The following is a 25,219-nucleotide window of genomic DNA, read 5'->3' on the forward strand; positions in this document are numbered from 1 at the left end:
TAATATTGTTCATATCATGTTAGATAATAAAATTCCTCAGGGACCTTTGGCTGAAAAGTGGAGCCAGCACAAATTCAATTTGAAGTTGGTTAACCCTGCCAACAAGCGTAAATATGACATTATTGTAGTAGGTACTGGTTTGGCTGGTGCTTCTGCCGCAGCTTCCTTCGGTGAGCTAGGATACAATGTAAAGGCATTCTGCTACCAAGATTCTGCTCGTCGTGCGCACTCTATTGCAGCACAGGGGGGAATCAACGCAGCAAAAAATTATAAAAATGACGGTGACTCTATCTTCCGTCTTTTCTACGATACTATCAAAGGTGGTGACTACCGCTCAAGAGAGGCTAACGTTTATCGTTTGGCAGAGGTATCTAACGCCATTATCGACCAGTGTGTAGCGCAAGGTGTACCTTTCGCTCGCGAGTACGGTGGATTGTTAGATAACCGTTCTTTTGGTGGTGCACAGGTATCTCGTACTTTCTACGCTAAAGGACAGACTGGTCAGCAGTTGTTGTTGGGTGCTTACTCGGCATTGTCTCGTCAGGTGAAAACTGGTAAAGTTAAGCTTTACACTCGTAATGAGATGTTGGATCTTGTATTGGTGGACGGTAAAGCACGTGGTATCATCACCCGTAACTTGGTGACTGGTGCGATCGAGCGTCACTCTGCACACTCTGTAGTATTGGCAACAGGTGGTTACGGTAACGTATTCTTCTTGTCGACTAACGCGATGGGATGTAACGGTACTGCCGCTTGGAGAGCATACAAGAAAGGTGCACAATTCGGAAACCCATGTTTCACGCAGATTCACCCAACTTGTATTCCAGTACACGGTACGCAGCAGTCTAAGTTGACTTTGATGTCTGAGTCTTTGCGTAACGATGGTCGTGTATGGGTTCCTAAGACGGTAGAAATGGCTCAGAAGCTTCAGAAAGGTGAAATTAAGCCTACTGAAATCGCGGAAGAGGATAGAGATTACTACTTAGAGCGTATTTACCCATCATTCGGTAACTTGGTGCCTCGTGACGTAGCTTCACGTAACGCTAAGAACATGTGTGATGCGGGTAAAGGTGTGAATGAAACAGGTTTGGCGGTATTCTTGGATTTCAAAACGGCTATCGAGCGTGATGGCGAGGATGTGATCCGTGCGAAATACGGTAACTTGTTCCAGATGTATGAGAAAATCACAGATGATAATCCATACAAAACACCAATGATGATTTATCCTGCGATCCACTACACAATGGGTGGTCTTTGGGTAGATTACAATTTGATGACAACCATTCCTGGTTTGTATGCCATCGGTGAGTGTAACTTCTCTGATCACGGTGGTAACCGTTTGGGAGCTTCTGCTTTGATGCAGGGTCTTGCTGATGGTTATTTCGTAATCCCTTACACTATCGGTGATTATTTGGCGCAAACTCCATACGATAAAGTTCCTACTTCTCACCCAGCTTTCGAAGAAGCGGAGAAAGAAGTACGTGACCGTATCAATATCTTGTTGACTTCTAAAGGAGAGAAAACTCCGGACGAATTCCACAAAGAGCTTGGTTTGATCATGTGGGAATACTGCGGTATGGCGCGTAACGAAGAAGGATTGAAGAAGGCCAAAGGCATGATTCAGAAGCTTCGTAAAGAGTACTGGGCAGGTGTGAAGTTGATTGGTATCAACGAAGAAATGAACTTGACTTTGGAGAAAGCATTGCGTATCGCTGACTTCTTAGAGTTAGGTGAGTTGATGGTGGACGATGCCTTGACCCGTACGGAGTCTTGTGGTGGTCACTTCCGTGAAGAGTCTCAGACTCCTGAAGGAGAGGCACTTCGTAAAGATGACGAATTTGCATTTGTTTCATGTTGGGAATACCAAGGCGACGATCAGCCAGCTAAGCTTAACAAAGAAGAGTTGGTATTCGAGAATGTGAAGTTGACTCAACGTTCCTACAAATAATCCTTGAGCATTTAAACTGAAATAATCATGAGTAATCATAAAGGTCTGAACTTCACTCTGAAAGTTTGGAGACAAAAAAACGCGGCCGCTAAAGGCGAATTCAAAGAGTATCCTGTTACCAACGTTTCTCCTGATTCTTCTTTCCTGGAGATGTTGGATATCATGAACGAAGACTTGTTGCACAAAGGCGAAGATCCGGTATACTTCGATCACGATTGTCGTGAAGGTATCTGCGGGATGTGTTCTTTGTTCATCAATGGTCGTCCTCATGGACCAGGTGAAGAAATCACCGTTTGTCAGTTGCACATGCGTGAGTTTAATAGCCAGGACGGTGGGGTAATCACTATTGAGCCTTGGAGAGCAGCTGCTTTCCCGGTAATCAAGGATTTGGTAGTGGACCGTACTGCTTTTGATCGTATTCAGCAGGCTGGTGGTTACGTATCTATCAATACTGGTGGTATTCCTGATGCGAACGCTATTCCGATTCCAAAGGAAATAGCAGACAAAGCAATGGATGCAGCGACTTGTATTGGTTGTGGAGCATGTGTAGCAGCTTGTAAGAACGCTTCTGCAATGCTATTCGTTTCTGCTAAAGTTTCTCAGTTCTCCTTGTTGCCACAAGGTCAGGCAGAGAAAAGCCGTCGTGTATTGGCGATGGTAAATCAAATGGACGAAGAAGGTTTCGGTGCTTGTACTAACACAGGTGCTTGTGAAGCAGAATGTCCAAAAGGAGTATCATTGGAGAACATCGCGCGTATGAATCGCGATTACTTCGGTGCTGCGATTTCTACTGAGCACTAATTATTTTGTGAAAATAATGTTGTCGTAAAAGCCGGGATTTTCCCGGCTTTTTTTTGCCTAAATTTTTCTGAGACAGGTAGGGTTGATGAGCTGAGATTTAAATATTTAAAGATGGCTGATTCATTGCGGATAGTTTTAAAAATTCATTCGTGAACATTCGCGTTCTTCGTGGCAAATAAAAACACTAAATTCATAATCAGCGCCAATTTGCCCAGTCCGCGATATAGGGAGATATCCTTCTTTCCTTTTTCATTTTTTCTTGATAAAAAACGAAACAAAAAATCAAGGTTGTGATCAATGTTGGCGGGCCAATGAACCTGCTGCCGGAATCCATCAAGGCGACATTTGAAGAGGACAGGAGACTGGTGAAATCTTGCAGAAATCTCGCTGTGATGCCTTCTTAACGCCAGCAGAACCCTTGCCGATCCGCCCATTGCCATTGCTCAAGGCCGATTGTTGTGATGGAAGGTTTCGCAGCTACCCACATTCTAAACATCATTTGTGAAAATTCGCGTCACCTTAGGTTTGCAATGCAGAAACGGGTAGGATTAATCCAAGTAATTTACAATCAGATGTTAGAGGTTGATTTTGAGTTAAATATAACTTTAATGATATTGGTTTCAATTCTAGAACCTGAAACCATAAGGGTTAGTGAACTTCATTTTGCGTCCAGGTAAGACCTATACGAATTCTAACAACTAACCCTTTGACTCAGACAGGACCTGCATGAGAGATCAGATTTGATAAGGTTTTTAGGTGGTATTTGAGTCATGGTTTCTAAAATTGTATTGATATGGATTTTAACCATTATTTAGGTATTGATGTAAGTAAGGGAAGTCTGGAACTCCATCTTATTTCACTGGATCAGTCGATTGAATTTGAGCCTATTGATAATACTGATGATGCCATCACTACCGGTTTGTTTGAGTTGTGTAAGCTTTATCAGTTGTCGGGTGAAAACACGCTCATTATTGCGGAACATACCGGAATTTACACCTATCCATTGATTCGGGTATGCTCGGAATTAGGCTTGAGCCTTTGGCTACAATCTGGTTATGAAATTAAGCATAGCCAGGGGCTGCAAAGGGGGAAAAATGACAAGGTGGATGCATATCGAATAGCGGAATACGGACGTCGTTTTAGAGATAAGTACTCCCCCATTGAATTAGGGGAAAAGTCAATTGAATATCTTCGTTATTTGCGTTCAGAGCGTCGATTACTGGTAAAAGACAGAGCGAAATTTCAAGCCCAGCAGTCGGATCATAAAGATTTTATTTCTCCCGAGATTTATAAAGGAAGAGCGAAAAGAAACAAGGCAAGGATCAAGTTGCTGGATAGCCAAATCAAACAACTAGACCAAGAAATAAAGGAGGTAATACATGAAGATCCAAAGCTAAAGAGGTATTTGAAGCTTTTGACCTCTATAAAAGGCATTGGTTTGCAGATAGCACTGAATGTAATTATTGAGACTTTGGGGTTTACCAAAATTACAACCGCAAAAAAATTTGCTTGTCATAGCGGAATAGCGCCCTTTAGATACACTTCCGGAACGAGCGTAAGGTCTAAAAATAAAGTTTCCTACAAAGCCAACAGGAAGATGAAATCGTTGCTTTTTATGGGCGCTCTAAGCCTGCTTAATGTAAAGGACTCAGAGGAATACAGGTACTATAAAAGAAAGACTTCAGAAGGTAAAGAACATTATTCTGTGATGATCGCTCTAACTGATAAACTAGTGAGGAAAATGTACGCGGTCATTCGGGATGACCGGCCATACAGTAAGGAATATGAACCTAATTGGAGGAATGCTGAGGTGGCATAATTGGATGATTTGGAGAAATGAGTCTTTCGAAAAAAATAGAGTAAAATTGTACTAAAATAAATGAAAAAGCTTGACTTTACCATGAGAGAATTCGTGGCAAAAAAAACTCCTATCCAACTTCTCATCCAAAGCAATTACAATAAAAAATTAAGCAAGACCGATCATTGTGATAGTAAGTCTCCACGGCAACGTGCATTGCCTAAATCACTCTAAAAATAATTCGTGTAAATTAGTGCCATTCGTGGTTAAAAATTCTCTCCGCCAATCCAAGCTTCACAAAATTCCTTTTTCATTTTTTCTTGATAAAAAACGAAACAAAAAAATCAAGGCTGTGATCAATGTTGGCGGGCCAATGAACCTGCTGCCGGAATCCATCAAGGCGACATTTGAAGAGGACAGGAGACTGGTAAAATCTTGCAGAAATGTCGCTGTGATGCATTCTTAACGCCAGCAGAACCCTTGCCGATCCGCCCATTGCCATTGCTCAAGGCCGATTGTTGTGATGGAAGGTTTCGCAGCTACCCTCACTCTAAAAATAATTCGTGAACATTCGTGTCATTTGTGGCAAAAAAAACTCCTATCCAACCTCTCACCCAAAGCAAGTACAATAAAAAATTAAGCAAGACTAGTCCTTGTAATGGCAAGACTCCACGGCAAAGTGCATCCTCCAATCCATCCTCAAAATAATTCGTGTAAATTAGTGCCATTCGTGGTTAAAAATTCTCTCCACCAATCCCAGCTTCACAAAATTCCTTTTTCATTTTTTCTTGATAAAAAACGAAACAAAAAATCAAGGCTGTGATCAATGTTGGCGGGCCAATGAACCTTCTGCCGGAATCCATCAAGGCGACATTTGAAGAGGACAGGAGACTGGTGAAATCTTGCAGAAATGTCGCTGTGATGCCTTCTTAACGCCAGCAGAACCCTTGCCGATCCGCCCATTGCTCAAGGCCGATTGTTGTGATGGAAGGTTTCGCAGCTACCCTCACTCTAAAAATAATTCGTGTAAATTAGTGCCATTCGTGGTTAAAAATTCTCTCCACCAATCCCAGCTTCACAAAATTCCTTTTTCATTTTTTCTTGATAAAAAACGAAACAAAAAATCAAGGCTGTGATCAATGTTGGCGGGCCAATGAACCTTCTGCCGGAATCCATCAAGGTGACATTTGGAGAGGACAGAAGACTGGTGGAATCTTGCAGAAATGTCGCTGTGATGCCTTCTTATCGCCAGCAGAACCCTTGCCGATCCGCCCATTGATCAAGGCCGATTGTTATAATGGAAGTTTTCGCAGCTACCCTCACTCTAAAAATCATTCGTGAACATTCGCGTCATTTGTGGCAAAAAAAACTCCTACCCAACCTCTCACCCAAAGCAAGTACAATAAAAAATTAAGCAAGACTAGTCCTTGTAATGGCAAGACTCCACGGCAAAGTGCATCCCCCAATCCATCCTCAAAATAATTCGTGTAAATTAGTGCCATTCATGGTTAAAAATTCTCTCCACCAATCCAAGCTTTACAAAATTCCTTTTTCATTTTTTCTTGATAAAAAACGAAACAAAAAAATCAAGGCTGTGATCAATGTTGGCGGGCCAAGGAACCTGCTGCCGGAATCCATCAAGGCGACATTTGGGGCGGGCAGAAGACTAGTGAAATCTTGCAGAAATGTCGCTGTGATGCCTTCTTAACGCCAGCAGAACCCTTGCCTGACCACCCATTGCTCAAGGCCGATTGTTGTGATGGAAGGTTTCGCAGCTATCCTCACTCTAAAAATCATTCGTGAACATTCGCCTCATTCGTGGCAAAAAATTCTTCTTTGCAACTTCTCACCCAAAGCAAGTACAATAAAAAATTAAGCGAGACCGATCATTGTGATAGTAAGTCTCCACGGCAACGTGCATTGCCTAAATCACTCTAAAAATAATTCGTGTAAATTGGTGCCATTCGTGGTTAAAAAACACTTCAATTGGTGGTTTCACTAACGAAAAATCCATTTGTGAAAATTAGCGTCATTTGTGGCAAAAAAAACACCACCTCAACAATCAGAACCAATTCGGCTAATCAGTGGCTTAATACAACCTTTATATCAATTCAAGCTCGCTTACCCCTTTAATGAAAAATCTTTTGACCGATTTTTTGAGCCCTCAAAAGGGCTTCTTCATTAATGGAGAAATTGATGTTTTTCTCTTTTAAGGTGTCTAGTATTAGCCTGCTATCGATATTTCCCGTTAACTCTTCTTTGGCCATCGGGCACCCGCCATATCCCCCCAGCGCCCCATCCAATCTGGTGACACCAGCCTCCAGCGCGGCTTCTATTTTGCTTTTTGAATTGTAGGGGGTGGAATGTAAATGCATGCCAATTTCCATTTGAGGAAATGCCTGATGGCACAAGTGGAAGGTGTTTTGGATTGCTTTCACCTCTGCATTGCCAATAGTGTCGGAAATCATAACAGTGTGGACTTCCATCTCTTGTAGTTTTGCTAAAAATGACAAGAGCATTTCGGGATGAAAGGCTTCTTGGTAGGGATTTCCAAAGGCCATGGAGAGGTATACAATTAGTTGGCGGCGCTTACCAATGCAGCGGTTTTGAATGTTTTGCAGCGCTGCCCAGGCTTCCTCTATGGATTTTCGGGTGTTGCGTTGCTGGAAGGTTTCGGAAATGGATAAAGGAAATCCTAAGTGGCTGATCTCCTTAAAGGTTAAGGCCTCTTCTGCGCCTCGGGAATTGGCGACTATGGCGATAAGTTCTTGCTCGGTTTTGTCTAACTGTGCTAATACTTCGGCCGTATCCCGCATTTGCGGGATGGCTTTTGGACTAACGAAGCTTCCAAAATCCAGGGCTGAAAAGCCGACTTTTAATAATTGATTCAGGTATTCTATTTTTAGGGCAGTAGGAATAAATTCCTCCAATCCCTGCATGGCATCTCTGGGGCAATCAATTATTTTTATCATAAGGAGTCCGATAGTATGAAATAAGGAAAAATTCAGATTGAAACGTTTTAGTAGAATTTAGTGTTTTGTGAATAGCTGAGCAAGAAATAGATACCAAAGATTTGACTTCCTGGGGTTTCCGTTTTGAATCAGTGTAAATTATAATAGGGCAGATATAATTTTTCAGTCGGATTCCGAAAAATATCCTTATGAATTTCTATTTTTGCCGACCTGTATAATAATGAGAGACGGAATAATGGGATTGAAAAAACAAACCCTTGATCAATTTTTTGCGCACGTCGTGGAACAGTACCATGCTAAGCAGTCATTGGCTTATGTGGGACAAAGCCCGATTACTTATGCCGAATTTGGCAGAAAAGTAGTGAATGTGCGTTTACAGCTCGAGGAATCAAATATAGTATATGGTGATCGTGTCATGATATTGGGGGCACCCTCCCCGAATTGGTGCGTAGCCTTTTTGGCGATTACGACCATGGGAGCGGTGGCAGTACCGGTAATGGACGAAGTAACGCCAAACGATATCGATCATATCATTAAGCACTCTGAATCCAAAGCGATTTTTATTGCGGAGAATATTCATGAATCCACTTCACTTTCTCGTTTGCCTAAACTGAAGGTTTTTAGCTTAGATAGTTTTGGGGTATTGTCGGAGCCACTTAAGCCAATCGAAAAGCGGGAGCAGGAGAAGGTGGAAGTGCAGGAAGATGATCTGGCAGAAATTTTATACACTTCCGGGACTACCGGGCACTCCAAAGGAGTAATGCTTTCCCACAAAAATATAGTTTCCAATGCCATATTGAGTTCTTCTCAGATTGGGATTATGGATTCCACCTCTGTGGTGTTGGGTATTTTGCCGTTGGCACATGCTTTTGGGGGGACCGCGATGTTTCTTGGTGGTATTTACCATGGCTCAGAAATTCACTTCCTGAGAAGAAAGCCTACACCAAAATTGTTGTTGGCTGCTATGGAAGAAGTGAGGCCAACCGTTTTGTGTGCCGTACCATTGATCTTTGAGAAGATCTTCCATAAGCAGGTTTTGCCAAAAATCAATAAGAGTAAGATATTCTCAAAGTTGGTAAAAAGTGCGGTGGGGCGTCGTTTGGTGTATCGCCTGATCGGGACCAAGATCATGAAGATGTTCGGTGGTCGATTGAAAGGGGCGATCATCGGTGGTGCCAGCCTGAACCGGGAGGTAGAGCAATTCCTGAAAGATGCTAAGATTCCATTTGCTCCGGGTTATGGTCTTTCAGAGGCGGCGCCGGTAGTGGCTTGTTGTCCGCCGGAGGATGCTAAAATGGGCTCTGTCGGGAAAATTACCCAAGGCTGTACGGTGAAGATCGTAGAGCAAAATGATAAGGGCGTTGGAGATATCCTGGTAAAGGGTCCAAATGTGATGCAGGGGTATTTGAAAAATGATAAAGCCACTGAGGAAGTATTCACTGAAGATGGTTGGTTGATCACCGGAGACCGAGGTTATATGGATGAGGAAGGTTATTTGTATATCCGCGGAAGAACGAAGAATGTGATCATTGGCCCTTCAGGAGAAAATATCTATCCGGAAGTGGTGGAGGATAAATTGAAGGAATCTTTATATGTGGAAGAGGCTTTGGTTTATGCGGAAAATAATTTGGTTACTGCCAGAGTTTATCCGGATTTATCCTATATCGAAAATGAGTTGAACGGGCACCACTTGTCCAATGAAGCCATGCAAAAGCATGTGGATGGAATCCTGAGCAATGTGATGAAGGAAACCAATAAGAAATTGGCAGCCTCCGCTCGTGTGAAGAAGATCAGGTTGCAGTCTGAGCCTTTTATTATGACGCCTACCAAGAAAATTAAGCGTCCACTTTATGTGCCGAATTACGGGCAGTAAAACAAGAGAAAGGTTAGTAAATAAAAAAAGACGATTCGCAAGAGTCGTCTTTTTTTATTTCCTGTTATGTTGATTTTTTTTATTCTAAAGAATTGTCAATAATGGCCGCTTCGTCATCAATGCCTTCAATTTGCATCACCGAGCGAATTTCCATCCGCCATTTCCCCTGGTTAAAACGAGGGTCATTCTTGGCGATATTGACCGCTTCCTGCATATTTTCTGCCGTGATAATGTAATAACCTGCCGAATCCACCTCATTCGGTGGAATAGAAGTTACTTCAAAATCTCCCTGACTACCCCGAATGGTGACCGCGCCCGGATCAAAGGGTTGCGCTTCTTTTAAATGTCCCTGTAGGGATAATTTTTCCAGGTATCGACCGATATCCGAAATGTTATCATTGCCCCCTTGCTCTGGTTGGTGCTTCTCTGGGCTTCCTTCTGGGAATATAAGAATCATGTAATCTTTCATCGGCCGAAATTTACTAAATCCTGTTTGGTCCTGATTGATTTCGTAGATTAAATTTAAAGAAATCTTTGAAATATAAACGGAGATCCCCTTAAAGGTTTATCCCTGATCGAAAAAAAGCCATAAAAAAGGGGGAAAGCTCATTGAACTTTCCCCGCTTTCTTGCTTTTATAAATTTCGTGATTATTTCCCGAAACCTAATGCCTTGCGAACCTGGTCGATTTTTTTATTGGCCAAAGCCCTTGCTTTTTCTTCCCCTTTTTGTAGGATTTCTTCCAGCTCGTCCAGGTTTTCCATATAATAATTGAAACGTTCCCGAGGAGTCTCATACTTCTCCAGGATCAGTTCTAGTAAAGCTTTTTTGGCATGACCAAAGCCGTAACCGCCAGCTTCATAGTTTTGACGCATCTCTGCAATTTGCTCTTCAGAAGCCAATAGCTTGTAGATCGCAAAAACATTACAGGTATCCGGATTTTTAGGCTCTTCCAAAGGAGTAGAATCCGTGACAATGCTCATCACCTGCTTCTTTAATTGATTTTTTGGAAGGAAAATGTCAATCACATTGTTGTAGGACTTGGACATCTTCTGGCCATCCGTTCCGGGAATAATCATCACTTTATCACTGATGCTCGCCTCCGGTACTACAAACAGATCTTCTCCATAGCGGTGGTTCATGCTGCTCGCCATATCGCGGGTCATCTCCAGGTGCTGTTTCTGGTCTTTCCCTACCGGTACTATTTCTGCATCATAAAGCAAAATATCAGCCGCCATCAATACCGGATAGGTAAACAAACCGGCATTCACGTCAGAAAGCTTATCTGCCTTGTCCTTGAAGGAGTGGGCATTCTGAAGCATAGGGAATGGTGTGTAGCAACTCAGGAACCAGGTCAATTCCGTGGTGGTTGGGATATGCGACTGGCGGTAAAAGATGTTTTTTTCTACATCCAAGCCAAAAGCCAGCCAGGTGGCGGCTACATTATATACATTTTGCAGACGCTGCTTCGCATCCTTAATCGTTGTTAGCGAGTGTAAATCCGCAATGAAGTACAATGCTTCATTTTTCTCCTCCTGCGCTAATTCAATAGCAGGCTGAATGGCACCCAAAATGTTGCCTAAATGCGGACGCCCGGGGTTTTCAGGGGTTCCTCCGGAGGATTGAATTCCTGTTAAAATCCTAGCCATGGATTTATTGATTTATCTAATGTAAAAAATTGCTCTTCCATACAGCATTCGCTGCCATAGCCTGCAAGTTACAAAAATATACGAATTTCCGGCTGACCAGCAGGAGGGGATTATAGTTATCTGAATGTTAAAGAATAGAATCAGTTCGGAGTATTCATTCGTAAATAAAAAAATTGGAATATATTTGGGGACGGTTTATTAAGCCGAATTATTCACCGCTTCATTTTTGAAATCCAGCGGAGAGTAATTCGCGTTAAAACCCCAACATTAAAAGACGTGGTCTGGAACTTCAGACTAAAAATGATTGAATATGAAACGATTCCCATTAATGTTGTTGGCAATGGTCATTTCTTTTGCGACCATGGGACAGCAGGCAAAAATCACCTTTGTAGAGCAAACACATGACTTCGGAGAGATTAAAGAAGCGGATGGCCCGGTAACCTATGAATTTAAATTCAAGAATGAAGGCCAAATTCCATTACAAATTTCCAATGTAAGGGCATCTTGTGGCTGTACCACCCCGGCCTGGTCAAAAGAGCCGATATTACCAGGCAAGGAAGGATTTATTAAGGCTTCCTATAACCCGAAAGGTCGTCCCGGATCTTTCCACAAATCATTGACCATCACTTCTAATGCAGATCCTAATGTGCAGTATTTGTACATCAAAGGGAAAGTGGAGCCAAGGCCACGTACGCCGAAGGATGATTTGCCTACGCAGCTGGGAGCGCTTCGTATAAAGTACCGTTCCTTCAATATGGGTAAATTAACCAATCAGAAGGAGGTCACCAAGACATTCGATATGATGAATGATTCCGAAAAGACGTTGACCCTGAAAGGAGCGACCTCTCCTGACCATATTGAGGTTTCTTTTTCTAAGAATATTTTAGCGCCACAGGAAAAAGGGAAGATTTCTATCACCTATGATCCTGCAGCTAAAGATGATCTTGGGTTCTTAAGCGATCAGGTAACCATTACCACTGATGAGGCAGGGGCTGATGCCAAGAAATCTTTGAGAGTAGTCGCTACGGTGGAAGAGTATTTCCCTCCAATGACCAGCTCTGAGCTGGCGCAGGCGCCTAAACTGAACATCAGCGGTGCGACTTATGATTTTGGCACTGTCAATGAAGGCCAAAAAGTAGAACATGATTTCGTGATTCGCAACAATGGCAAGCAACCTTTGAATATCCGTAAAACCAAAGCAAACTGTGGTTGTACGGTACCGGAATTGCCAAAAATGACTTTAGCGCCTGGTGAGCAATCGGTCATCAAGGTGGTATTCAACTCCAAAGGCAGAAAAGGAAATCAGTATAAGACGGTAACCATTTTCTCTAATGATCCAGCGAACCCAACTCAGGTCGTGACTTTGAAGGGGAAAGTGAATGGCTAATTAATCGCCTTTCTCATTTCTTAAAGATACGGAAAGCAGCAAGCGTAAACTTGCTGCTTTTTTGTGTTTTATGGTTAATGATTAATCTTTTTCTAATAGTGTATTTTGTTTTTATTTTTACATTAGGGGGGTAACCTACTTAAAAAAATGAAACGATTAGCACTTTTTATTGTCCTGATGTTGGCAGGGCTAAACGATATTTATGCTCAGGAAAGGCACCAAGTTGGATTAGAGATTGGATACCATAATGCCGCATACATTGTATCATCCAGCATGGATGGAGGAGGTAGCACAAATGGTAAGGATGGTTTTGGCCTGCAGTTAAATTATTCCTATTACCTCAGCCCTGAAATTGCTTTAAAGTCTGGATTAATGTACCACCGAAGCATCGGAGAATCTGCTCCGGAATTTATGCCGGACCGTGATATGACTCCGAATGCCTTTCACCAGGAGTTTCTTTCCATTCCATTGATGTTTCACCACGAGGTAAGCCCATTTTTCTTTTATGAGGCGGGTTTACTATTTGATAAAGACCTGAACACTCCTTTTTGGAAATCCATGTCCGGGGTTGGGGCCGGCTTGGCTTTAGGGCTGCAATTACCCCTGGAAAAATTACTCTTATCTTTACAGCCCTTTGTAAATGTTCATGGACTGATGTTGACCGGGAATGGAACAGGTCGTCAATTATTGCTTAATTCCGGCTTTAGAATAGGTGCGGCTTACCGTTTTTAATAAATTGTTCCCATAAATTTTTTTAATTGATGGACATGGGAACAAACAACCTACTCGAAATTCGGGACTTACTGGAGTCAGACATTGCTTTGATTTCAGACTATTGGTTTACCTCAAGTGCAGATCACCTGCTTGGAATGGGGGTGGATTTAAACTGTTTGCCCAGCAGGGAAGAGATGGAATCTTTTTTATACCGGCAGCTGGATACAGAGGATCAGGAAAAGGAGTCTCTGGCCATGATCGCAACCCTTAAGGGGGAGCCCATTGGGCATTGTAACGTAAATCAGATCACTTTTGGAGAAGAGGCGCATATGCATTTACATATTTGGCACGAATCTCATCGAAAAATGGGTGTTGGTGCTCAAATGGTGTTGGAATCCATACCGGTTTTCTTTGAGCGGCTTCAATTAAAACGACTGTGGTGTGAGCCCTATGCAGAAAACAAAGCGCCCAATGCCACTTTGAAGAAGATTGGCTTTAAGTTCAAAAAAAATTATTTTACTATTCCGGGCTCTTTTAGTTTTGAGCAAAGTGTGAATCAGTATGAGTTAAAAAAAGAAGATTTGGAAAAGCTGTCGACCATCTGAGTACCTGTTTTTTCCAGGAAATGGTAAAAGCTGAAATGAGAGACTTTCTTTTAGAAATTGGACTGGGAAGCTAAAAAGCCTGCAAAATACCGGGAAAAGGGATTTCATCCTACCCAGGCTTTTGCAGGCTTTTTTATTTTTAGATATTACTTTTAAACTGCATAATTTCTTGCTCCAAAAATGGCGGAGCCTACCCTTACCATGCTGCTGCCTTCTTCTACCGCAATTTGGTAGTCCCCGCTCATGCCCATGGAGATTTCTTTAAGGTCTACATTCTCACATAGTTCCTTTGTTTTATGAATGTCGAAGAATTTTTTAAGGCCGGCAAACTCCTTTCTGACCTGCGCCTCATCTTCCGTATTGGTCGCCATGCCCATTAATCCCACAATCCTTAAATTCGGGTATGCTCCTGCAATTTGCCCCATAATATCAGCCGCTTCTTCGAAAGAAAGGCCAAATTTGGATTCTTCCTCCGCAATATGAATTTGTAATAGGCAGTCAATAACACGTTCGTTTTTCGCAGCCTGCTTGTTAATTTCCTTCATCAGCTTGATGCTGTCCACCGAATGAATCAAATGAACGAAAGGGGCAATGTATTTTACCTTATTCGTTTGTAAATGACCGATTTGGTGCCACTGAATATCTTCGGGCAATTTGGCCGCTTTTTCGGCCATTTCCTGCACTTTGTTTTCACCAAATGCCCGCTGTCCGGCGGCATAGGCGGTTTGGATATCTTCTAGTGGTTTGGTTTTACTTACAGCAATTAATTTGGCAGAAGTGCCGGCTAGTTGCTGATTGAAAGCATTCAGGTTATCTGCAATTGACATGTTTTTGCTTTTTGAATTCGGATTGCAAATTAATTGAAAAGCTGGAAAATGAAAAAGGTGAAGGGAGGCGGTCGTGTCGGTTTATTGCTGCTAAGATCAGTAATTAGCGGTAAGAAAGGCAGATGAAGAAATGGCGCTCCTTTTGTTTTTTTCAATGAATCAGAAGGAGATTAGTATTTTAGCCTAATTCTGGTAGTAATTTTTTTTTTGGCGTGCCGTAATGATATGGTGGTAAGAGGGAAGGATAAGGTGTTTGGTTTGGCGCTTTATTGCCTGGAGAAAGCCTGTTTGAATGATGAAATCGTCATAATGCGATATAAATAATTTGTGGTGGTGGGAAAATTAAAGTTTGCGCCCTAAATTTGTGCGTTTGTGACTGGTCCTAAAATTTGGATTTGGTTATTGGGAATGGGAATTAATTATGTTAGGATTTTTTAAAGGAGTAATGTTTGGAGTGTTGCTGGCGTTCATGGTAGGGCCGGCTTTCTTTGCATTAATTCAAACAAGTATTCATAAAGGTTTTAGAGCAGGGGCCACGCTGGCGGTGGGAATCTCCACTTCCGACGCACTTTATATATTGTTGAGTTATATCGGAGTGACCTCCTTGGTAGATAATCCGGAGGTGCATGAAATGATGGCGACGGTCGGTGGCTTGGTGATGGTGGTGTATGCGGGACTGTTATTGTTAAGGCCTCCCAAAGCTCCCCAGCGAATGGAGAATCGTGCCACAACGACTATTTCTAAAGTGGGACATTTCGGTCAGTTTCTAAAGGGTTTTTTCCTGAATGGAATGAACCCGGGGATTGTCTTGTTTTGGATCGCAATGGTGGGCATCATTACCACTAATCAATCCTATACCCCAATGGATCGACATCTGTTTTTTGTGGGGATTATTGTGAGTGTATTTTCAGTTGATTTAACCAAGGCTTATGCCGCGCATCGGTTGAGTCAGATCATTACCGTTAAACTATTACGAAGATTGAATTTGATTATTGGGGTGGTATTAATGGTTTTTGGTATGAAATTACTCTTTGATGCCTATCAGGATCATTATTATCCCGGTAGTAGAAAAGGACCGGATGTAGAGTTTTTGAAAGAGTTATAAAGCGAGCATTTGTTCGAAAGGAAGCACTGATTTTTGGGATCAGTGCTTTTTTTATATCCCTTGAGGGAGAAATTTGTGATTGTTATTGATATAATTATTGGCGCTATACTTATGATTTTATTTATATTGATGGGTTTTTATTGAGCGAATGAGGGGTCAGGCTTTTTTTGATCAAAAAATACCTACTATGAATCTGCTGAAATATTTTTTCTGTAGTTTTTTACTCTGTTTATCATTTAACCTATCAGCACAATCCAATTATCAACTCCATTTTTTGGATGAAAAAGGGCCCCCCCTTTCTGGTGTGAAAATATTAAGTGGAGATGAATATGGTTGTTCGGATTCCTTAGGGACGGTCGTGGCCTCTTCAAAGCATGCCATTTGGTTTGTGGAGAAAGAGGGATATTCTACCACCAGGATTCGTTTAAAGTCGGACTCCTCCATTGTGCTTTCGGCCAGGAAAGATTTGCCTTTGGTTCCTTTTGGTTTGGAAGGAAAGGATCAAAATCGATTTTTGGGTTATCATATTGCCGGAAGTGAAATTCAGACGGATGGGCAGCAAAATTTTTTAATAGGGCTTTCGGGAAAGCTAAATGGTTTGAATCTGATGCATTCTTCAGGGGTTCATGATGGGAGTTTGGTTACTTTGTTGAGAGGCGCTAATAGTTTTATGACACAAGTTGCACCCTTAATTGTAATAGATGGATTACCGATGCAGTGCATCGAAATGGCTGGGGAGCAATTTGACTACGGGCAGCTCTTACAGGCCATTAATCCAGCGGAAATTGAGCATTTAGAGTTTCATTCAGCTGGAATAGCGAAAATACTATATGGTGCCGCCGCTCGGTCCGGGGTGATCATGATTAAAACAAAGACCGGAGCAAACCAACCCAAGGGTATATCTGTAGATGTTGGATCTGCCGTCATGGTAGATCAGGTGAGGGATTACCCCCGCTTGCAAAATAGATATGGAGGAGGCCTAAGCAATGATTTTGAGGAGAGAATTGTGGGGGATCAGACCTATTCCCTTGTGGATTATGCCGCTGATGAGTCTTGGGGGCCAATGCTTAATGGTCAGCAGGTGGTTCATTTTCATAACCTTGAAGATGGTGCTTCCGGGGTGAACATCAATGGGACTAGTCCTTGGGTATTTCCTGAAAAGGATGAATCCACTTTTTTTAAGTCTGCTCTGCATTTGAGAAATAGAATTGGTTTAAATGGACAATATGCAAAAGGAAATTTCAGGTTGGTTTATGAACGGATGGATGGCGAAAATTATTTGCCCAACAGTAGCTACCAGCGTGACTTTTTGAAGGGGCAAGGCGCCATGATGCTTGGGCGTAAGGTAAGATTGGAGACCTCCTTGAATTATTATCAGTCAGCATATAAGGGGCGAGTGAATCGGGGGGGCGTACGTAACCCTTTTGTTCAAATGTGGCAGTGGGGACAAAGACAGCTTGATTATGGAATGCTTGGTGACTATAAGCATGCCGATGGATCACAAAAAACATGGAACCGATACAGTTTTGATTCACCACAAGCCAAATATCACCTTAATCCTTATTGGATCAGGATGGAGGATTATCAAAATGATGAACAACAAAGATTTTATGGACATATTGGCTTGAATGTGAATTTGAGCAAATATTTGGATTTGCGGGTCCGGACTTATTTCGATCAGGCTAAGGCAGATGCTGTGGAGCGCAAGGCCTTTCTTGATGGTCAGGCAGGCTTGGAAGAGCGCCGGAATATTAATTGGAATCAGGATTGGGGGCAACAGGAGCTTTTCTTGAATTTTCATGATTTTTCAAAAGGTAAATTACACATTGGTGGATTGGGGGGCATCCAATATCAAGAACGACGGTTAGCGCACAATCATTATATCTATGCCTTTAATCAACAGCAACAGAATTTAATAGCGATTTCTACCCTAGAAGAGCAGGTGAGGCAATATGATACCTTCGCCTTTTTGAATCCTTATTTCAAGTGGGATAATATCTTTCGATTGGATTTAGCTTACCGTAAGCAATTAGAAGCCAATGTGGCAAGGGAGGAGGACGACCTTTATAGCCTTGGCGGGCAGTTTAATATTAATTTAAAAGAATTACATCTTTTTAAGGAGGTAAAATGGATGGGGCATAGTTTTTTAAATATAGCCTTTACAAAGATGGAGTTGGGGGAGCAATGGTATGGGTACGAGGATATTAGGTTCGGAGATATGTCTCCGGTTGAGCAGCAGGAATGGAGTATTGCTTTTCAAAGCAGCTTAAGGGCGATCCCGCTGACAATTGGGCTACAATGGTTTCGCCAAGATATTACTAATGCCTTGAATTTGGTGTCAGTTTCATCAAATACCGGTTATAGCGCTCAAGGCCTAAGTGAAGGGGCTATGAGGAATCATGCATTGGAACTGAATGTTGGTATTGATTGGGTGCGGCAAGGGGTTTGGCAATGGAACTCAACACTGCTGAGCTCCTGGAATAGGAACGAGGTTAAAAAGATTGCGGAAGGATTGCCCATGCTGAAGCTTCAGGAGGAACATATGGTCAGCCCCTATGCGCAAGTAGGACTGCCTTTTGGTCAGCTCAGACTTCGGGATTTTCAATATCATGAAAATGGACAGCCAATTTTAGTGAATGGGAAGTATTTAATGGAGGATGAAGCGAGCATGGTGGGTACCGTTTATCCTGATTTTCGAATGTCTTTGTCCAATCAGCTCCGTTATAAAGATTTCTCCTTTTCCTTTTTGATTGAGCGCAGTAGAGGAGGATATTTTTTCTCAGAGGATCATCAAAAAGGAATGTATGCTGGTCTTCTTGAGGCTACTGTAGCTGGAGGTATTCGGGAAGAGGGGATTCAATTAGAGGGGTATGAAACAGGTACTCCCCAAAAAATGACGGCTCGGGAATATGGCGGGATGCATCATAATGAGGCGCAGATATTGAACGTTTTGGATGCATGTTATGTGAAGCTACGGGAAGCCCGGTTGAATTGGCGTATTCCCAATGGAAAACTGGTTTTTTTATATGATTTGAATATTGGACTTTTTGGACGAAACCTGTGGACCTGGGGACTGGATAAGAAAGGATTTGACCCGGAGGCGCAAATAGAGGTTTCAAGAGCGCTTCCATTAGGAAGGGGGAGTGCCATAGCACCAAGTGTGGCGAGCTATGGAATGGAGGTAGGTTTTAAATTTTAAGACCTGAAAAAACAGGTCTAAAGACATCAATAATGATTTTTTTTACTTCGTTTAAGGGAGGTTGATGATGATCGTTTAACCCGAATTATTCACCGCCATATTTATTAACTGATCGCAAGTGATCTAATTTCAGTTCATTACAATTTATTTTCTTTGATTTATAATAGCCCAAATTTGGGCAGGCTTGCTTTCTCCTCATTTATCTGCTTGGGTGGTAAAAACTCGAAATAGTAAACTATTCCTCCATTTTTCCCACCTAGAAGCTAAACGAGGATTTAAGCACGAATAATCCGGCTTAAGCATGATTCGTCGTGCTAATCATGCATATTTCGGCTGATGGAAGTCATGCGCTTCACCGTTTCCAGGAAGGGTTCCGGATGTACATCCCACCACTGATCAATGGTATCAAGTAGTTCCCGGAAGAGGAGCATGATTTCGGTGAATTCATCAATGAGCCAATCGAGTACGGGATGCACCACCCAACTAGAACAGGCTTTGTATAGGTGAAGGAATGCGATTTGGTTTTCAAAGGAAGCGACCATCGAGGACAGAAACATCATGCATTCTACTTTGTCCTCACGAATGGCCTGATAGTCGGGATTGTATCGGTTCAGCTCCTCGATTACCTCATCCATATAGTCCATGAGTATATCATGGTCACAAGTGCCAAGGCCATAGCCGTTGGTCATGTTCAGGCTATTACTACTATAAGTTTCCCCGCGGAAAGTTAATTTATAGTATAGCCGATTGTGGAAACCATCGAATCTGAATTGCCCATGTATATCAGGGAGCTCTACCTCAAATACCCGGAACCGTCCCTCTTCCAGTTCAACAGCAGAAGTAAAGGTCTGTGGCATGGGAACATTTACAGGGCTAACCTCTTTGATGGGAATACCATTGAAAGTCCCCTGAAGCTGTCCGTCCACTATGGGGTTGAGGTTCAGGCTTCCAATGTAAGGGGTGAGCATATAAAAGCCTTCAATAGGTAGTAATTCCGGCTCAATGATGGTATCGTTTTTTTTGGAGCAATTACTTAAGCCAAAGAGCAGACCGAAGGCCATTATTAGAGTGTATATTTGCTTCATGTTGATTATGCTTCTGATGATTGTTGAAGCTAAATCAAACAGGGTGCCATGAAGCATGGGATTTTAAGCTCTCGGAAGAATTGATTGAAATGGGATAGTCTTTAATTGCATCAAGATACCTCTATGCAGGTAAAAAGAAAGCAGCACCCAATTAAGGATGCTGCTTCAGAATGGATAATGTGGGCTTATCGGATTACGACAAACCCTCGATTTCACCGTTTATCACGTCGATATTATTCGCTGCCGGAACCTTTGGAAGGCCTGGCATACGCATAATCGCACCGGCCTTGGCCACGATGAAGCCTGCACCGGTATTGATGATCAGATCATCAATCGTAATCTTGAAATTCTTCGCGACGCCATAAGCTTTGGCGTTATCACTGAAGGAGTATTGCGTCTTGGCCATACACACCGGCAGGTGTTCCAGCCCAAGGCGTTTGATGCGACGTAGCATTAATGGCGCCCGGCCTTCAAATACTACACCCTCTCCTCCATAAATATTTTTCACAATAGTTTCCAGCTTGGTGACCACTCCGGCCTCTTCCTGATAGCTGAAATCCAATTGACTGTTGTCATGCTCAACAGCGTTTACCACAGCCTGGGCAAGCTCCATCCCTCCTTCACCACCATCGGCGAATGCGGTCATTAAAGAAATGCGGATGCCTTTGGTAGAAGCCCAGTCTTTCACTACGGCTAATTCTGCATCCGTATCCCATGGGAAACGGTTTAGGGCAATGACTACTGGCTGTCCAAAGGACTGCATGTTTTCCACATGTTTGGCCAGGTTCTCTAATCCTTTCGTTACCCCTTCAGTGTTTTCCTGTTTCAGTTCATCTTCCGCTACACCACCATGCATTTTCAATGCCGGACAGGTCGCCACAATTACGGTTGCCTTAGGAGCAATACCCGCCTGGCGGCATTTGATATTGAAGAACTTCTCCGCTCCCAGGTCCGCACCAAAACCCGCCTCGGTTACCGCATACTCTCCAAAAGTCATGGCCAGTTTAGTGGCCAATACGGAGTTACATCCATGGGCAATGTTGGCGAATGGTCCGCCGTGTACAAATGCAGGTGTGTTTTCAGTGGTTTGTACCAGGTTCGGGTCAATAGCATCTTTTAATAAAGCCACGATGGCGCCTGCTACCTCCAAATCTTTCACGGTGAAAGGCTTGTTGTCAGCAGTATAACCTAATAAAATATTCTCAATACGGTGGCGCAAATCTTCCAGATCCGTAGCCAGACACATAATGGCCATGATCTCTGAAGCCGGGGTGATGTCGAATCCGGTCTCACTCATCACACCATTGGCATTCCCGCCAACGCCGGATACCATCTGGCGAAGATTACGGTCATTCACGTCCAATACGCGCTTCCATACGACCTCTTTCAACATTTTTCCGTTGAATTTATTCTGATGCTGGTAGTTGTCCAGCAGGGCAGAAATCATATTGTGGGCAGAAGTAATGGCGTGGAAGTCTCCTGTAAAGTGCAGGTTAATTTTCTCCATCGGCACTACTTGAGCGTATCCGCCACCGGCAGCTCCTCCCTTCATGCCAAAGCATGGTCCAAGAGAAGGTTCCCGTAGGGCTACAATGGCCTTTTTGCCGATTTTATTAAGTCCAAGGGTTAGCCCGATAGAGGTAAGGGTTTTACCGTTGCCTGATTTGGTAGGGGTAATGGCCGTCACCAAAATCAAATTCGACTGCTGAACTTTCTCCTCATCCACCAAGGTATGAGGTACCTTAGCAATGTGTTTTCCATAAGGGTAAAGCTCCTCTGTAGGGATATTTACCTGTTTGGCGATGTCTTGAATGGGAGCAAGCTTTGCCTCGCGTGCGATTTGAATGTCCGTCTTCATGTAAGATTTGCGTCAATAACCATGCTATTTTTAACAGTGGGCGCAAAAATAAACATTTTTCCTTTGCCACTTACTGCCGCAGGTCATAATCTTTTTAATACCTTTGCGGCATCATATAAAATTACAGGATTATGGGAAGATTGATGGCCATCGATTATGGCACAAAACGGGTGGGAATAGCCGTAACCGACCCTATGCAGATTATCGCCAGCCCGCTGGATACGGTGCATTCCAAGGATATAGTGGATTTCATCCTGAACTATAGTAAGCAGGAGACCGTCGACGCGATCATCGTGGGCTGGCCTAAGAATTTGGATAATACGGATACGAACAATACCCGGAATGTGCAGGCCTTTATTAATCGGCTAAAGAAGATTACCAGCATTCCCATCCATTTGGAAGATGAGCGATTCACGTCCAAAATCGCCATGAACGCCATGATCAGCAGCGGGGCGAAGAAGAAAGATCGCGCCAATAAAGGAAATATAGATAAGGTAAGTGCTGCGGTGATCTTGCAGTCTTATATGGAAAGAAATAGCGGATTTTAATAGGCAATGCATCAGGAGTTTATTTATTTTTTGGATTTGGCAGGTACGCTAGCCTTTGCCATCTCCGGCATACAGACGGCCGCTGATAAGAAGATGGATGTTTTCGGGGCTATGATGATTGGGTTTATCACCGCATTAGGTGGGGGGACTGTCCGCGATATGTTGTTAGGCAATCAGCCCGTATTTTGGTTTCATGATCTGAACTACCTGGCGGTAGTCGGTATTGCGGTGGGGATTGTATATGCCTTTGCCGGGCCTGTACGTCGTTTGAAGCAAACGCTCTTTCTTTTTGATACCATTGGTATCGGTGTGTTCACCGTGATCGGGGTGACGAAAGGCCTGGATGCGGGAATTAGTGCGCCTTATGCCGTTATCATGGGGATGGTGTCTTCGGTCGTGGGCGGTGCGACCCGTGATGTATTGTGTAATGAGATACCCCTTATCTTGCGGAAAGAGGTTTATGCTACTGCCTGCCTGTTTGGTGGTGCCGTATATGTAATTTTACATGGTTACGGACTGGACGAAGTGCTGGTTTCTTTTGTGACCATGGGGGTAGTAATCGCTATTCGATTGCTGTCCATTAAACACCATATCTCCCTGCCACGCATGCGGAGCTAGTTTGTTTTTTAGATACTTATTCCGCAAATTCAGGTTATCAACAAGCATAACCTATGAAATTTAGAAGCAGAAAGCTCGTTCAACCTTCAGATCTTAATTCTCATCTTACCCTCTTCGGAGGAAAGCTATTAGCGTGGTTGGATGTGGAGGTTTATATCTTCGCTCGTTGTCAGCTGGCGACGCCTCGCCTGGTGACCAAGTACATGTCTGAAATTAACTTTATGGCTTCCGCCAAACAGGGAGACATCATCGAAATCGGTTGTGAAGTGGTCAACTTTGGGCGAACATCTATTACCGTACGCTGCGTAGCACGCCGTAAAGAAGATTTGAAAGAGATCATCACCATCGATAAGGTGGTCTTTGTCAATCTCGACGAAGAAGGTAAGCCTGCTCCTCATGGCGTGACAGCGGCAAGAGAAGACTAATCTTTATTTGGGGCTTCCCGCGCTACCGCACGGTCGGGCTGGCGCGGCTCACCCCATCGGCCTTTTGGGCCGCTGTGGTTCAGGCAAGCCCGCTTCATCCCTAAGCCGATCGCCCTTTTGTTTCTTCTACTTTAGAAAGCTTCCGCTATTTCAATATAGAATCCTGAGTTGCCATCGTTCCCCAGTCCGTAGTCTAAGCGGATATTCAGGTTTTCATCATCTTTCACGCGGAAGCGCAGTCCTGCGCCATAGCTCCATTTGAGGTGGTTAATGGTAAACTCCCCAAGGGAAGAAGACACGTCACCCACACCGGCAAATGCGACCATGCCAATACGCCACCAAATGTGCTGTCGGTATTCAACTTGTGTGGCGATGGTGACTTTGTCCCGGTATTTGCCTTTGAAATAGCCACGCATAATTTCAGAAGATCCCATCTTCGCCAGACTTTCAAAGGGGACCTCTCCGGTGGTAAATTCTCCCCGATAGTGCAATGCCAATACACCAGAAGGATGAAGTCGGTGGAAGTAGCGCATGTCCAGCCCCATCCAATCATAGCGGAAGCTACTTCCCAGCAAGCCCATATTGTGTTCGGTCTCTAACCCGAATTATTCACCGCTAGATTTAGTTAATCATTTAAAAAGCCTATATTTCAGTGTTTTGCGGTTAGCTTTGTCGAATTATCAATAGCTCAAATTTGGGTATGCTTGCTTTCTCCTCATTCATCTGCTTCGTTGGAAAAAACTCGAAATAGGATACTATTCCTTCATTTTTCCCGCCTAGCAGCTAAACGAGGATTTAAGCATGAACAATCCGGGCTAATTCTATCAGGTGGCCGGAGGTGGCATTGAGGACATTATCCCGGGTATCCCATTGAAAGGCCAGCCCCAGCCCGGAAGAAGTATAGCCTCCATAGCCGGTCAACTCCCTGTCCCGGATCATGCTTTCTTCGGGAAGGTCGATGTCCATGGCACTGTAAAGCTGGTAGCGGGGACCCAGGTACATATTCTTGGCAATCCGAAAGAGGAAAGAAGCGCGGTACTTTAGATCGAAAAAGGCGATTTGTTCTTTATCATCTTCTGCGACGATGTCCTGCCCAATGCCGTAGAAAAAGTCCGGATAGCTTCTCAGTATAAAGTAGTTTTTCATCCGCATTCGGTCATCCCGGAAGAAAAGGGCATTGTCCACCTCAAAAAGATATTGATTGTTCAGCGTATAAATGAAGGCCGATCGCACATAGGACGTTTGGGTGAGGGTATCCTCCGGTTCCATATGGAAAAGGTTAAATACCAGACCTCCAAAGGCAAGTTTGGTTTCCGGGGAGTAATAGATTACCGGTAAGGGCAATATGGAATGATTTTTCTCTTTTTTCTGTTCCTTTTTTTTCTCCGCAAAGGAGATCGTGGAGCAAAGGCACAGGAATAAGGCGATTAGCCCAAGGCGAGGGTTTAGGTTTCGGCTCATGTAGAGGCTGGACTTTGGTTTTTGGGTTAGGATAGTTTTTGGAGTATCCTAAGAATATACAAAAAATGTAAGGGATTTACCAATCCAAACCTGAAGAGGCCTAAAACCAAAACCCCTGAGTACCGGAGGCATCAGGGGGTTGTTTATGTTCACCGGCAAGGGCAAGCGATAGGTGCAAATTCAATGGCGCAAAGACTTGTCTCTGTCTGTATGCTCCTTGCCTCGGATAATCATCTTCGATCAGTGTACATTTGAATTAAAGGAATTCCGTGGCGATTACCAAGCTTAACCCTGTCTTTTGTTTAGGTTTTTGTGATTATAGGACCAGAATTGTTGGTTTTGCTTGC

At 43.3% G+C, this 25,219-nt stretch carries 21 protein-coding genes and 1 pseudogene; 13 read left to right on the forward strand and 9 right to left on the reverse strand.

Annotated elements, in window-relative coordinates; translation table 11 throughout:
- Positions 1-13: 13 nt before the first annotated feature.
- Positions 14-1,948, forward strand: a complete 1,935-nt coding sequence (locus AAA970_RS03980) for a fumarate reductase/succinate dehydrogenase flavoprotein subunit (protein ID WP_338237701.1) — start codon at positions 14-16, stop codon at positions 1,946-1,948.
- A gap of 45 nt (positions 1,949-1,993) precedes the next feature.
- Positions 1,994-2,749 (forward strand): succinate dehydrogenase/fumarate reductase iron-sulfur subunit, encoded by a 756-nt coding sequence (locus tag AAA970_RS03985; protein ID WP_338237702.1) that lies wholly within the window; start codon positions 1,994-1,996, stop codon positions 2,747-2,749.
- Between the two features lie 143 nt (positions 2,750-2,892).
- Here AAA970_RS03985 and AAA970_RS03990 read toward each other — a convergent pair whose 3' ends face one another.
- Entirely contained in the window at positions 2,893-3,189 is a 297-nt protein-coding gene (locus tag AAA970_RS03990; RefSeq protein WP_338236049.1) for a hypothetical protein, read from the reverse strand.
- Between the two features lie 353 nt (positions 3,190-3,542).
- Here AAA970_RS03990 and AAA970_RS03995 point away from each other — a divergent pair, with 353 nt between their 5' ends.
- Entirely contained in the window at positions 3,543-4,568 is a 1,026-nt protein-coding gene (locus AAA970_RS03995; RefSeq protein WP_060688498.1) for an IS110 family RNA-guided transposase, read from the forward strand.
- A gap of 1,411 nt (positions 4,569-5,979) precedes the next feature.
- Positions 5,980-6,255 (forward strand): hypothetical protein, encoded by a 276-nt coding sequence (locus AAA970_RS04000; protein ID WP_338236050.1) that lies wholly within the window; start codon positions 5,980-5,982, stop codon positions 6,253-6,255.
- 421 nt (positions 6,256-6,676) lie between these two features.
- On the opposite strand, the gene AAA970_RS04005 is transcribed toward AAA970_RS04000, so the two are convergent.
- Positions 6,677-7,519, reverse strand: coding sequence for a beta/alpha barrel domain-containing protein (locus AAA970_RS04005; protein ID WP_338236051.1), 843 nt, complete (start codon positions 7,517-7,519; stop codon positions 6,677-6,679).
- A gap of 220 nt (positions 7,520-7,739) precedes the next feature.
- Between AAA970_RS04005 and AAA970_RS04010 the strand changes: the two genes are divergently transcribed.
- Positions 7,740-9,392 carry an AMP-dependent synthetase/ligase gene (locus AAA970_RS04010; RefSeq protein WP_338236052.1) on the forward strand — a complete coding sequence of 551 codons (1,653 nt, stop codon included), beginning with the start codon at positions 7,740-7,742 and terminating at the stop codon, positions 9,390-9,392.
- 79 nt (positions 9,393-9,471) lie between these two features.
- Here AAA970_RS04010 and AAA970_RS04015 read toward each other — a convergent pair whose 3' ends face one another.
- Together AAA970_RS04015 and trpS are read right to left on the reverse strand one after the other, a co-directional pair.
- The gene (locus AAA970_RS04015; RefSeq protein ID WP_338236053.1) at positions 9,472-9,861 is read right to left on the reverse strand and encodes a YciI family protein; all 390 of its coding nucleotides are present in this window, start codon (positions 9,859-9,861) and stop codon (positions 9,472-9,474) included.
- A gap of 180 nt (positions 9,862-10,041) precedes the next feature.
- On the reverse strand, positions 10,042-11,040 hold the full coding sequence (gene trpS / locus AAA970_RS04020; protein WP_060685622.1) for a tryptophan--tRNA ligase: 999 nt from the start codon (positions 11,038-11,040) through the stop codon (positions 10,042-10,044).
- Positions 11,041-11,350: 310 nt separating this feature from the next.
- Between trpS and AAA970_RS04025 the strand changes: the two genes are divergently transcribed.
- The 3 genes from AAA970_RS04025 (at position 11,351) to AAA970_RS04035 (ending at position 13,746) form a co-directional block, all read left to right on the forward strand.
- Positions 11,351-12,427: a DUF1573 domain-containing protein gene (locus AAA970_RS04025; RefSeq protein ID WP_053404111.1), complete on the forward strand. Its 1,077-nt coding sequence runs from the start codon at positions 11,351-11,353 to the stop codon at positions 12,425-12,427.
- Between the two features lie 147 nt (positions 12,428-12,574).
- Positions 12,575-13,159 (forward strand): outer membrane beta-barrel protein, encoded by a 585-nt coding sequence (locus tag AAA970_RS04030; RefSeq protein WP_338236054.1) that lies wholly within the window; start codon positions 12,575-12,577, stop codon positions 13,157-13,159.
- 35 nt (positions 13,160-13,194) lie between these two features.
- On the forward strand, positions 13,195-13,746 hold the full coding sequence (locus AAA970_RS04035) for a GNAT family N-acetyltransferase (RefSeq protein ID WP_338236055.1): 552 nt from the start codon (positions 13,195-13,197) through the stop codon (positions 13,744-13,746).
- A 152-nt stretch (positions 13,747-13,898) separates the two neighbouring features.
- Here the strand turns inward: AAA970_RS04035 and AAA970_RS04040 are convergent, their stop codons facing one another.
- Entirely contained in the window at positions 13,899-14,573 is a 675-nt protein-coding gene (locus AAA970_RS04040) for a YggS family pyridoxal phosphate-dependent enzyme (RefSeq protein WP_338236056.1), read from the reverse strand.
- A 421-nt stretch (positions 14,574-14,994) separates the two neighbouring features.
- Here AAA970_RS04040 and AAA970_RS04045 point away from each other — a divergent pair, with 421 nt between their 5' ends.
- Entirely contained in the window at positions 14,995-15,678 is a 684-nt protein-coding gene (locus AAA970_RS04045) for a LysE family translocator (protein ID WP_053404115.1), read from the forward strand.
- 304 nt (positions 15,679-15,982) lie between these two features.
- Positions 15,983-18,877 carry a SusC/RagA family TonB-linked outer membrane protein gene (locus AAA970_RS04050; RefSeq protein ID WP_338236057.1) on the forward strand — a complete coding sequence of 965 codons (2,895 nt, stop codon included), beginning with the start codon at positions 15,983-15,985 and terminating at the stop codon, positions 18,875-18,877.
- 314 nt (positions 18,878-19,191) lie between these two features.
- On the opposite strand, the gene AAA970_RS04055 is transcribed toward AAA970_RS04050, so the two are convergent.
- On the reverse strand, positions 19,192-19,962 hold the full coding sequence (locus AAA970_RS04055) for a hypothetical protein (protein ID WP_338236058.1): 771 nt from the start codon (positions 19,960-19,962) through the stop codon (positions 19,192-19,194).
- Positions 19,963-20,155: 193 nt separating this feature from the next.
- Complete coding sequence (locus tag AAA970_RS04060) at positions 20,156-21,820, reverse strand: formate--tetrahydrofolate ligase (RefSeq protein WP_338236059.1); 1,665 nt, start codon at positions 21,818-21,820, stop codon at positions 20,156-20,158.
- A gap of 131 nt (positions 21,821-21,951) precedes the next feature.
- On the opposite strand from AAA970_RS04060, the gene ruvX reads away from it, so the two are divergent.
- The 3 genes from ruvX to AAA970_RS04075 are packed head-to-tail and all read left to right on the forward strand — an operon-like array spanning position 21,952 to position 23,411.
- The gene (gene ruvX / locus AAA970_RS04065) at positions 21,952-22,368 is read left to right on the forward strand and encodes a Holliday junction resolvase RuvX (protein ID WP_338236060.1); all 417 of its coding nucleotides are present in this window, start codon (positions 21,952-21,954) and stop codon (positions 22,366-22,368) included.
- Positions 22,369-22,374: 6 nt separating this feature from the next.
- Complete coding sequence (locus AAA970_RS04070) at positions 22,375-22,986, forward strand: trimeric intracellular cation channel family protein (RefSeq protein WP_053404119.1); 612 nt, start codon at positions 22,375-22,377, stop codon at positions 22,984-22,986.
- Between the two features lie 53 nt (positions 22,987-23,039).
- Complete coding sequence (locus AAA970_RS04075) at positions 23,040-23,411, forward strand: acyl-CoA thioesterase (protein WP_053404120.1); 372 nt, start codon at positions 23,040-23,042, stop codon at positions 23,409-23,411.
- A 131-nt stretch (positions 23,412-23,542) separates the two neighbouring features.
- Here the strand turns inward: AAA970_RS04075 and AAA970_RS04080 are convergent.
- Positions 23,543-23,998 (reverse strand): annotated as a pseudogene (locus tag AAA970_RS04080) (BamA/TamA family outer membrane protein); the annotation flags it as partial.
- A gap of 208 nt (positions 23,999-24,206) precedes the next feature.
- Entirely contained in the window at positions 24,207-24,872 is a 666-nt protein-coding gene (locus tag AAA970_RS04085; RefSeq protein WP_338236061.1) for a hypothetical protein, read from the reverse strand.
- Positions 24,873-25,219 lie beyond the last annotated feature (347 nt).

This window comes from Persicobacter diffluens (assembly GCF_036244895.1).
Taxonomy (GTDB): domain Bacteria; phylum Bacteroidota; class Bacteroidia; order Cytophagales; family Cyclobacteriaceae; genus Persicobacter; species Persicobacter diffluens.